At 46.4% G+C, this 9,614-nt stretch carries 11 protein-coding genes; 4 read left to right on the top strand and 7 right to left on the bottom strand.

Annotated features, from left to right (window positions below; genetic code table 11):
* The 3 genes from B3180_RS00540 to B3180_RS00530 form a co-directional block, all read right to left on the bottom strand.
* Positions 1 to 1,262: M28 family metallopeptidase (locus B3180_RS00540; protein ID WP_286842256.1), on the bottom strand; the 1,262-nt coding region annotated here is incomplete at its 3' end.
* Positions 1,263 to 1,277: 15 nt separating this feature from the next.
* The gene (locus B3180_RS00535) at positions 1,278 to 1,796 is read right to left on the bottom strand and encodes a DUF192 domain-containing protein (protein ID WP_199493720.1); all 519 of its coding nucleotides are present in this window, start codon (positions 1,794 to 1,796) and stop codon (positions 1,278 to 1,280) included.
* 68 nt (positions 1,797 to 1,864) lie between these two features.
* Positions 1,865 to 3,271, bottom strand: a complete 1,407-nt coding sequence (locus tag B3180_RS00530) for a protein adenylyltransferase SelO (protein WP_286842253.1) — start codon at positions 3,269 to 3,271, stop codon at positions 1,865 to 1,867.
* 106 nt (positions 3,272 to 3,377) lie between these two features.
* Here B3180_RS00530 and B3180_RS00525 point away from each other — a divergent pair, with 106 nt between their 5' ends.
* Positions 3,378 to 4,274, top strand: coding sequence for a gluconeogenesis factor YvcK family protein (locus tag B3180_RS00525; RefSeq protein WP_054487936.1), 897 nt, complete (start codon positions 3,378 to 3,380; stop codon positions 4,272 to 4,274).
* Here B3180_RS00525 and dcd read toward each other — a convergent pair.
* Positions 4,271 to 4,858, bottom strand: coding sequence for a dCTP deaminase (gene dcd / locus B3180_RS00520; RefSeq protein WP_054487937.1), 588 nt, complete (start codon positions 4,856 to 4,858; stop codon positions 4,271 to 4,273). The two genes, B3180_RS00525 and dcd, sit on opposite strands and share 4 nt — an antisense overlap.
* A 45-nt stretch (positions 4,859 to 4,903) precedes the next feature.
* Positions 4,904 to 5,890 carry an iron-sulfur cluster carrier protein ApbC gene (gene apbC, locus B3180_RS00515; RefSeq protein ID WP_224797362.1) on the bottom strand — a complete coding sequence of 329 codons (987 nt, stop codon included), beginning with the start codon at positions 5,888 to 5,890 and terminating at the stop codon, positions 4,904 to 4,906.
* Between the two features lie 104 nt (positions 5,891 to 5,994).
* Here apbC and metG point away from each other — a divergent pair, with 104 nt between their 5' ends.
* Positions 5,995 to 8,028, top strand: a complete 2,034-nt coding sequence (metG, locus tag B3180_RS00510; RefSeq protein WP_199493757.1) for a methionine--tRNA ligase — start codon at positions 5,995 to 5,997, stop codon at positions 8,026 to 8,028.
* 11 nt (positions 8,029 to 8,039) lie between these two features.
* Here metG and B3180_RS00505 read toward each other — a convergent pair whose 3' ends face one another.
* Positions 8,040 to 8,342, bottom strand: coding sequence for a PilZ domain-containing protein (locus tag B3180_RS00505; protein ID WP_222235407.1), 303 nt, complete (start codon positions 8,340 to 8,342; stop codon positions 8,040 to 8,042).
* Positions 8,343 to 8,440: 98 nt separating this feature from the next.
* Here B3180_RS00505 and hspQ point away from each other — a divergent pair, with 98 nt between their 5' ends.
* Positions 8,441 to 8,752, top strand: coding sequence for a heat shock protein HspQ (hspQ, locus tag B3180_RS00500; RefSeq protein ID WP_199493755.1), 312 nt, complete (start codon positions 8,441 to 8,443; stop codon positions 8,750 to 8,752).
* Positions 8,753 to 8,813: 61 nt separating this feature from the next.
* A complete protein-coding gene (locus B3180_RS00495; protein WP_054487947.1) occupies positions 8,814 to 9,182 on the top strand; it encodes a histidine triad nucleotide-binding protein in 369 nt (122 codons plus the stop codon).
* Positions 9,183 to 9,186: 4 nt separating this feature from the next.
* On the opposite strand, the gene B3180_RS00490 is transcribed toward B3180_RS00495, so the two are convergent.
* On the bottom strand, positions 9,187 to 9,614 hold a 428-nt coding region (locus B3180_RS00490), incomplete at its 5' end, for a hypothetical protein (RefSeq protein ID WP_349677602.1).

The raw sequence follows: 9,614 nt of genomic DNA, 5'->3' as shown, positions 1-9,614 counted from the left end.
ACCATGTCTTTCATCGGGCCATAGACGTTCATAACGTCCATGTTAATACCACCAACCGCTTTGCCCAGCGGCAGCATGGGGTGAGTCGCGTACCAGTCAGAGCCCAATAAACCACTTTCTTCTGCACCTACAGCAGCAAAAACAATTGAGCGTTCAGGCTGAGGTCCTTTTGCAAACTGCTCTGCCATGGCCATTAGCGCGGCAGTACCTGAAGCATTATCCTGCGCTCCGTTATAGATAGGATCATCTTCACGGACAGGATCCGTTCCCAGGTGATCGTGGTGAGCCATATAAATAACGTGCTCTTCAGGATATTCAGAGCCCTCAATATAACCAATCACATTGTTGGTATCTAAATACTCAAATTTATTATTAACTGTTAATGACGCTTCAATATTCAATGGCTCTGGCTTAAACTCACCACTCAGCGCCAGCTCCCGCATTTGTTCCAGATCTTTACCGACGCTGGCAAAAAGTGCATTTGCGCTTTCCTCAGTTACCCAGCCTTCAATCGCCGAACGATCCATATTTTTGTTTTCACGTTTTAAGTCAAAACGCACTGGTGAGCCACCAGCCACAACGCCCCAACCGTAACCGGCAGGTCCTGTTTCGTGTATTACAAAGGCGGCTTCAGCCCCCTGCCGAGCAGCTTCCTCAAACTTATAAGTCCAACGGCCATAGTAGGTCATTGCGTTACCATTAAATAGCTCTGGGTCACCCGTTGCGTAGCCCGGGTCATTAACCAACATGACAACGGTCTTACCTTCAACGTCCAGTCCCTCATAGTCGTTCCAGTCATATTCAGGAGCAACAATACCGTATCCGACAAAAACAACATCGCTGTCTTCAACTTTCACTTCATCCACAACGCGAGGCGTCCAGGCCATCATCTCGGTGCGGTATTCCATAGACTCAGGAGCTGACTCACCACTGAAGTTTAAAGAAGTGACTTTGTACGGCATAAGCTTTACAAGTGGAACCGGCTGACGGTAGCTATCATTTTCTTCGTCATAAGGTTTCAGTCCCCATTCACGAAAGTGGCTTTCGATAAAACTCACCGTTTTTTCGCCGCCAGCAGATGCAGGAGCACGCCCTTCGAACTCATCAGAAGATAAGGTTTTCAAATAATCTCTGTAGTTAGGGTTAAAGGCTGAGTCCTGAATATCTGCAACAGCTTTATCGGTGTCATTATCTGACTGAGTGGCCGGTCCACAGGCTGCTAATACAGTCAAACTCAGCGCCCCCATTATGACGTACTTCATGGTCTCTCCTATTATTTACTTTTCGTTATTGTTATTTTCTTTTGCCGACTCGCAATTACCGTCCGGGCTTTTATTTAATTGATCACCCGTACGTATATCGTGCTCAGCAAAAAATCCCGCATTCACTTCAAGCACACTCCAGTAACGTTTACCCGGAGAATAGCTTCGACAGTTATTCGGATCGTTACTGCCACAAGGTCGCATCGTAAAAGTTTTTACAATACGACGATTTTTATCAAGGTATGCGATATCCAGTGGAATCAAAGTCTGGTACATCCAGAAACCGCTATAACCAGGCCTCTCCTGCCCATAACGAAACCACATGCCATTATATTTGCCCAGCGACTCCCGTTGCATCAATCCACGAGCATGCTGCTCTTGAGTATCGGCAAGCTCTACCGTTAAAGGTTGAGACAAGTCACCCAGGCAAACTTGAGTCGTATCAAATTCCTGAGGCTCAGGAACTTGCCACTGCTGCGCCTGAACGCAAAATGGCAGCATAAAAATTAAAGCGAAAAACACTCGGTAATTCATTCCATTACCCCTGTCATTATTCATTCCTTCGATTCTGTCCTATCCAACGGGAGATCGCAATTCAAACCTCAGCTGGAACACGACAATTGAGATACCTGTTCATTGGGCTTCGGGGGCCTGGCCCAGACACTGTCACTTAAAGCATCGTCAAACGGATTCATTAACGCCTGCGTATACTCTTCCAATAATGAATTATCACCAGCCTCTGACGCCTCTATTACACGCTGAGCATGATGCGTTCTCACAATAACCCAGGGGTTTACCTGCTTCATGACATCAATGTCAGTATAACCATTAATTGCTGATTGATACTCCTGCCACCAGCTTTCTCCACTTTGCTTAAGCAGTCCTTTCGGTGCGCCGGATTCAAGCGAATCAATTAAATCTCTGAACGAGAGCTGGTAATCCGCGTTATTGACTTCAAGCAAACTCAACCACCCCCCTATTAACGCCATTTTTTGTTCATCAGAAACAGCGGATAACCCCAGACGTTTGGTCATAAGATTAAGATACGCCTGGCGCAATTGAGTTTCATAATTATCAAGTGCGCTCTGTAACTCGTCAGGCTCTACAATGGGGCTCACTGCCTGAGCCAGTCTCTTCAAATTCCATAATCCAATGCCCGGTTGCTGAAAAAATCCGTAGCGCCCTCCGGCATCGGTATGATTGAAAATCTTTTCAGGTTTATAAGTATCTAAAAATGCATAAGGGCCAAAGTCAAAGGTTTCCCCGGCTATGCTCATATTGTCGGTGTTCATTACGCCATGAATAAATCCATACGCCTGCCATCCGGCTATCATCTCCGCTGTGCTTTTGACCACCTGAGCAAAGCCTTCAGCAACGCTGGCATCGGCTAACTGTGGCCAGACCGTTTCAATAGTGTCCTGCCACAGGCGTTTCATAGTATCTTCAAGGTTACGATGAAAACAGTGCTCAAAATGCCCGAAACGCACGTGAGTTGCCGCAGAGCGGGCCAAAATCGCTCCTGGCTCCAGACGTTCCCGCTGTATCTTTCCTTCAGTTGAAACTAACGCCAGTGCCCGAGTTGTCGGCACGCCCAGTGCGTAAAAGGCCTCACTTGCCAATAACTCACGCACAGAAGAGCGTAAAACAGCTCTGCCGTCCGCCCCTCTGCTGTATGGCGTTGGTCCTGCTCCTTTTACATGAATGTCCTGCAGCTTTTCACCAACAACAACCTGACCCAACAGTAGCCCCCGCCCGTCTCCTAAATAAGGATTAAAATGGCCAAACTGATGCCCGGCATACTTCTGAGCCACAGGCTCTACGCCCGGCCATGGCTCAAGGCCGCCCAGCCAATCGGCAAGTTTAGCCGGCGGCTTATCCCCTGCTGATAGTTCAGCCCATAACGGTTCGTTCAACCACAATAAGTTAGCCTTACCATCTGGCTTTATCGGTTGACTTGTTGTTATTTCGGGGAACTTACGAGCATAACGGTTATCAAAAACTATTGGCATACATCCTCCTGCTCATTAGATTGTTACACAGTCAGCGAGGCTTGCATAATTCATAATAAATCAGCTAAGGTCGCAGCGTTCGACCAAAGGCAGCAAAGGAAGCCGGATGCAACTGCACTCATTAAGACGTATTACCGCAATAGGTGGTGGTCATGGACTCGGTCGAGTTTTATCGACTCTGTCCTTTATGAAACATAAACTCGTAGGTATTGTCGCGACTACAGACAACGGCGGAGCTACTGGTTTATTGCGTGAATCGCAGCATTGCATTGCCTGGGGTGATATTCGTAATTGCCTGTCCCAACTGGTAGAGCAACCCCTTGCGGCTGAAGTACTCAATTACCGTTTTGACTGTACCTCCTCTCTTCATGGTCATAACTTCGGCAATTTGCTGCTCTATACACTGGATCAGCTCAGTGCCCGCCCTTTAGACGGTATTCAGCTTTTAAGTCGTCTATTGAATATCGACAACCGAATTTTACCTATGTCGGAATGCCCGACAGATCTTATAGCGACAACGGCGGACGGCATTCAGTGCCATGGCGAAATTCGTATTGATAAGCTTCCTGCCATGCCTCGAAAGCTGTCTCTATCAGGCACAGTTAAAGCCACTCCTGAAGCCATTCGCCATATACAGAATAGCCAGTTAATATTGCTGGGACCAGGCAGCTTCATGACGTCAGTTATGCCTCCGCTATTGGTTTCTGGTATACGCGACGCGCTGCTGACAACAAATGCGAAAGTCGTCTTTATTGATAACCTGGCGGATGAGAGCGGACCCGCTGGCGCAATGAGTCTCGCCGATAAAGTTTCATTTATTGAAAAACAGCTCGGTCAGCAAATTATCGATTTAGCGCTAAGCAATAAAAAAGAGAAAGACCTGAAGTTACCGGTTATTGGCGGCCTGGAAAGTGATAAAGATGTCCATTACCGCCATAACACCAGTAATTTATTGGCTAAACTGCAAGAGGCCAGCAAGCAGCTTTTAACAGAAAGTGCTTAACCGCCGTCAGCTGAAATCCGCGAAGCCACCGCTCCATGCTGGTCTTTATATTTAGCATCGTCTCGTTTGTTATAAGGTCTTGCGCAGGGACTGCTCAATTTCTCAAAGCTGATGGCACCAATTTTCATACCGGCTCTCAGAGCCAGAGGTAACTTTCCACTATTGTAAAATTCCAGCACTATTTGCCCTGACCAACCCGGGTCAATACGGTGCGCCGTTACGTGAACCATTAAACCTAAGCGTGCTAACGACGAACGTCCGTCCAGCCAGCCAACCATATCTGCGGGTAATGTAATTGATTCATGCGTTACGGCCAGGGCAAACTCGCCCGGGTGAATGAAGAAAGCCTGATCATCTTTTAGCACAATTTCATCACTCATGACTTCACGAATCGCCGCTTCAATGGCTTCACGTGAGCCACTGATATCGATAAAAGGTGCGGCATGATCCTGCAATACACGAAAATCGTTGCCTAAATGAATATCCAGTGTCACGCCTGAAATATTACTGGCTTGGGGTGCAGGTTCGACACCTATAATTCCGTCTTTCAAATGTTGTTCTATTTCAGTGTCGTTTAGGCGCATGGTTGATCTATCTCCGTGTTGTCGTTTAAGACCTTAAGGCCAGTACTATAACGAATTTTCCTGTTGATAATAGAGGTTTGCCGCAACTTGTTGTGCAGAATTAAAAATTAACTGACTTAACGGGTGTTGTGGCTGTGCTATTAACAAGGGTGTATCACCATCAAGACTTTCTCTTAGCTCACTATTTAAAGGCCACTGGCCGAGTAGCGGCAAGTGATGCTCTGTTGCCATGTCCGCTCCCCCATTTTTGCCAAAAACCGGATCTTCATGCCCGCAGGCCGGACATTGGTAATAGCTCATGTTTTCCAATATACCCACTAATGGAATATTCAGTTTTTTAAACATGGCCACACCTTTTTCTGCGTCTTTCAACGCTACCGTTTGCGGGGTTGTCACCACAACCGCCCCGGTAACCGGCAGTTTCTGAGCCATGGTCAGTTGAATATCGCCAGTGCCGGGTGGCATATCGACAATAAGATAGTCCAATGCCGGCCAGGCAGTATCTTTGTAGAGTTGCTGCAACGCACCACTGGCCATTGGCCCACGCCAAATTGTCGCGTCTTTATCATCGACTAAGTAACCCAGCGAATGCACATGGAGGCCGTGTCGTTGCAGTGGCTGCATTTTATTGTTTTTTGTCAGCTCCATATCGCCGTGCCTTCCACCTAACATGGTAGGAATCGACGGGCCATAAATGTCGGCATCAAGCAGGCCAACACTAGCACCAAGCTCAGATAAGGCCAAAGCCAGGTTAACACTTACCGATGACTTACCAACGCCGCCCTTACCGGAAGAGACGACAATGACATTTCCAGTCGTTAGCGGTAACTCTGGTTGAGAATTTTTTAACTTTTTGATGTGACAGTTAAGTTGCCATTCAAACTCCCCCAACTCGGCATCATTCTGAATAGCCTGAAGTAAACTTTCGCCGGCAACAAAAGGTAAGTTCAGGACCCGCTCTTTACCTGAACCGGTCACCCAGTTCTCAGGAATACCATTCGGCAATAAGGGGTGAGTAAAATCTGTCATCATCAACCTCAAGGATCTGTGTATCAGGCAAGAGCTATGCTAACATGAGCGGCATAAAACTTTGGGTTTAGATTCGATTAATCAACGAAACGGAAGCAGATTTTCGCATGAGCCAATCCGCACGTAAAATACTGGTTACTAACGCACTACCATACGCTAACGGACCTATCCATATTGGTCACATGTTAGGTTATATTCAGGCCGATATCTGGGTACGCTTTCAAAAGCTACGCGGTAACGAGTGCCACTTCGTCTGTGCAGACGATGCACACGGCACCCCAATAATGCTGAAAGCTCAACAGCTTGGAATAACGCCGGAGCAAATGATTGGCGACATGCAACGCTCGCATGAATCAGACTTTAGCGACTTTTTGGTCGGCTTCGATCACTATTACAGCACACACAGTGATGAGAACCGTGAGCTGGCTGAAACCATTTATACGCGCCTTGATAAAGCCGGTCATATCAAAACAGAAGTCATTGAACAGCTGTATGACCCGCAAAAAGAAATGTTTCTTCCCGATCGTTTCGTTAAAGGTGAATGTCCCGACTGTGGTGCCGAAGACCAATACGGAGACAACTGTGATGTCTGTGGAGCAACTTATGCGCCGACCGACCTGAAGAATCCAAAGTCAGTCGTCTCTGGTGCTGAGCCGCAACTGCGTGAATCAGAACACTACTTTTTTGACCTGCCGGCATTTGGTGACATGTTAAAAAGCTGGACCCGTTCAGGCTCACTGCAAAATGAAATGGCGAACAAGCTGAACGAGTGGTTCGAGCAAGGCTTACAGCGCTGGGATATTTCCCGCGATGCTCCCTACTTCGGTTTCAAAATTCCGGGCACAGAAAACAAATACTTCTACGTCTGGCTAGACGCTCCAATAGGTTACATGAGCAGCTTTAAAAACTACTGCACAACCACAGGCAAAGCCGACTGGGATACCTATTGGCAAGCTGACAGTGAAGCAGAGCTTTATCATTTTATTGGTAAGGATATTATCTACTTCCACAGCTTATTCTGGCCTGCCATGCTTAAAGGCGCAAACTTCCGCCAGCCAACCAATGTGTGGGCGCATGGTTTTATCACAGTTAACGGCACTAAGATGTCCAAGTCTAAGGGCACTTTTATTAAGGCTCGTACTTACCTAGAGCATCTTGACCCGGAATATCTGCGTTATTACTTCGCCGCAAAATTAACCAGTCGTATTGATGATTTGGATTTAAACCTGACGGATTTCACTCAACGAGTGAACTCTGATCTCGTCGGTAAAGTCATTAATATCGCCAGCCGCTGCGCCGGTTTCATTCAGAAGAAATTTGACGGAAAGTTGTCTGCCAATATTGCTGACTCAACACTGCTAAAAGATTTTCAGATCGCCGGTGATGATATTGCTGTCCTTTACGAAAAACGCGAATTTTCCCGTGCTATGCGCGACATTATGGCATTAGCGGATCGTGCCAATCAGTATATTGCTGATAAAGAACCCTGGCAGTTAATTAAACAGGAAGGCAGCGAGCAGGAAGTTCATGAAATCTGCTCTTTAGGGATCAACTTGTTCCGCGTGTTAATGGTTTACCTTGCGCCGGTAGTTCCTAAGTTGACTGAAGAAGTACAACACTTTTTAAACGATACTTTTACCTGGGAAAGTCACAAAATAGCTTTGACCGACCATCCTATTAATAAATTTAAAGCGCTCATGCAGCGTGTTGAAATGGACGACGTAAACGCCATGATTGAAGCATCAAAAGAAGAGCAAGCATCGCAAGCGCCAGTGACTGAAGTTAATGATGAGCTCAAAAAAGAGCCAATTGCCGATGAAATTAACTTTGATGATTTTGCTAAAGTTGACTTAAGGGTTGCTCTTATTGCCAATGCTGAGCACGTTGAAGGTGCTGATAAACTATTGAAACTGACGCTGGATCTGGGTGGTGAAACTCGACAGGTTTTCGCCGGTATTAAATCAGCTTACGAGCCAGAAGCTCTGAAAGGCCAACTGACTGTTATGGTCGCCAATCTGGCTCCCCGTAAAATGCGCTTTGGTCTATCCGAAGGCATGGTGCTTGCAGCTGGTCCGGGTAAAGATGAAATCTATATTCTGAACCCGCATGATGGCGCAAAACCAGGCATGAGAGTTATGTAATAACCAGGCTGTCAATCCATTGAAATAATACGACAGCCTACAAGAGAGTCTCCGCTGTTGTCGTCCAGTCGCTGGCTGCGAACGACTTCAGCGTTGATTTTTAAAGGCGCAACTGGGCCCGAAGACGAAATTTCAACAAAGACTTTATCGCCAACCTCGAGATTAGCCGACAGCTGAAGTGACAACCCCTCTGCACTCAAATCAAGACAAACGCCTTCGAGTACTTTTTTATTCTCACCCTCTGCCAAAGTAACTTTCGCATCCGCATTGACAGCCATCCGCATAAAATTCCGGTTTTCCTGCGATTCCAGCATGTTGCCCTCAACTTTGTTTAAAAAGTGTAAATCTTACTTCAGTTTTAGCACGGTCTGGCCGATAAAAAAATAGTATCGGATAACAAGGAACCGTCATCATGGTAGAAGCAAAATTTTCAATTGGTCAACTCATCACCCACAGTCTTTATGGTTATCGTGGTGTGATCATTGATGCTGACCCCTGCTTCACATTATCTGACAGTTGGTATGACAAAATGGCGACCTCTAAACCGGCAAAAAATCAGCCTTGGTACCATATTCTAGTGAACAACTCGTCAATCCAAACCTATGTCAGTGAAAGCAGTCTGGAAGCTGACTTTTCAGAACAAGAAATTCAGCACCCTATGGTGGACCTTTTATTTTCCGGGAAATCTGCCAGCCAATATAAGTTGTCTGAAAATCTTAACTAAATTTGCCGATGCCCACTGCTATAGTTACCATAGACTAAAATAGCGTAATAAGGGCAAGGTAATGGCAGAAGAGACAATTTTTACGAAAATTATTAACCGTGAAATTCCTGCGGATATTATCTACGAAGACGATCAGGCGCTTGCGTTTAAAGACATCAACCCGCAAGCACCTTTCCACTGTTTAGTAATTCCTAAAACCCCTATTGCTACAGCTAACGACATTAATGAAGACAATGCCGCATTGGTGGGACACCTTTATGTTGTAGCCGCTAAGTTGGCTGCTGAGCATGGTTTTGCAGAAGACGGGTACCGGCTTGTGATGAACTGTAACGAATACGGCGGCCAAACCGTATACCACATTCACCTGCACGTTTTAGCAGGAAAGCAAATGGGCTGGCCACCTTATACCGATAAAAAGAAGCAGGGCTAAGCCGTTATGGGCGGTATCTGGCGTCGAGGATTTTATCGACAACCCAGCTGCCGTCCTGTTGAATCAGAACCACATCGCGACTGTCTTTAATATTATCGCCTTCGTAAGTTCCTTCAAAAATAACCGTTGCTCGTAGCTCATTTGAATCGTTCAAATAATCGGTAAGCGAATCACTGACAACTTCAATTTCAACGGTATCGAAATAACGTCCAAGCACATAACGCTGAACCTGACTGACAGCTCCGTAATGCGTAATTAGGTCAGCCAGTCGTTTCGACGAAAGCTTTTTCGCCTGTTCCAAGTCTTCTTGTTCGTACACCGCCTTATAAAATCCGCTGATCACTTCAGCAGGTTTCGCAGATGCATAGTCGTCGGGCTGTTCGTCACCGCTACAAGCGGAGATAACGGTTACGACCAGAGCTAAAAAAACTT

The sequence above is a fragment of the Idiomarina sp. UBA4206 genome (assembly GCF_002383015.1).
GTDB lineage: Bacteria > Pseudomonadota > Gammaproteobacteria > Enterobacterales > Alteromonadaceae > Idiomarina > Idiomarina abyssalis.
Note: the sequence above shows the minus strand (reverse complement) of the source record. Positions and strands in the feature narration are given on the sequence as shown.

Coding starts and splice junctions, on each gene's coding strand:
- B3180_RS00535 (WP_199493720.1), bottom strand. CDS start 1,796: ATGAATTACCGAGTGTTTTTCGCTTTAATTTTTATGCTGCCATTTTGC.
- B3180_RS00530 (WP_286842253.1), bottom strand. CDS start 3,271: ATGCCAATAGTTTTTGATAACCGTTATGCTCGTAAGTTCCCCGAAATA.
- B3180_RS00525 (WP_054487936.1), top strand. CDS start 3,378: ATGCAACTGCACTCATTAAGACGTATTACCGCAATAGGTGGTGGTCAT.
- dcd (WP_054487937.1), bottom strand. CDS start 4,858: ATGCGCCTAAACGACACTGAAATAGAACAACATTTGAAAGACGGAATT.
- apbC (WP_224797362.1), bottom strand. CDS start 5,890: ATGATGACAGATTTTACTCACCCCTTATTGCCGAATGGTATTCCTGAG.
- metG (WP_199493757.1), top strand. CDS start 5,995: ATGAGCCAATCCGCACGTAAAATACTGGTTACTAACGCACTACCATAC.
- B3180_RS00505 (WP_222235407.1), bottom strand. CDS start 8,342: ATGCTGGAATCGCAGGAAAACCGGAATTTTATGCGGATGGCTGTCAAT.
- hspQ (WP_199493755.1), top strand. CDS start 8,441: ATGGTAGAAGCAAAATTTTCAATTGGTCAACTCATCACCCACAGTCTT.
- B3180_RS00495 (WP_054487947.1), top strand. CDS start 8,814: ATGGCAGAAGAGACAATTTTTACGAAAATTATTAACCGTGAAATTCCT.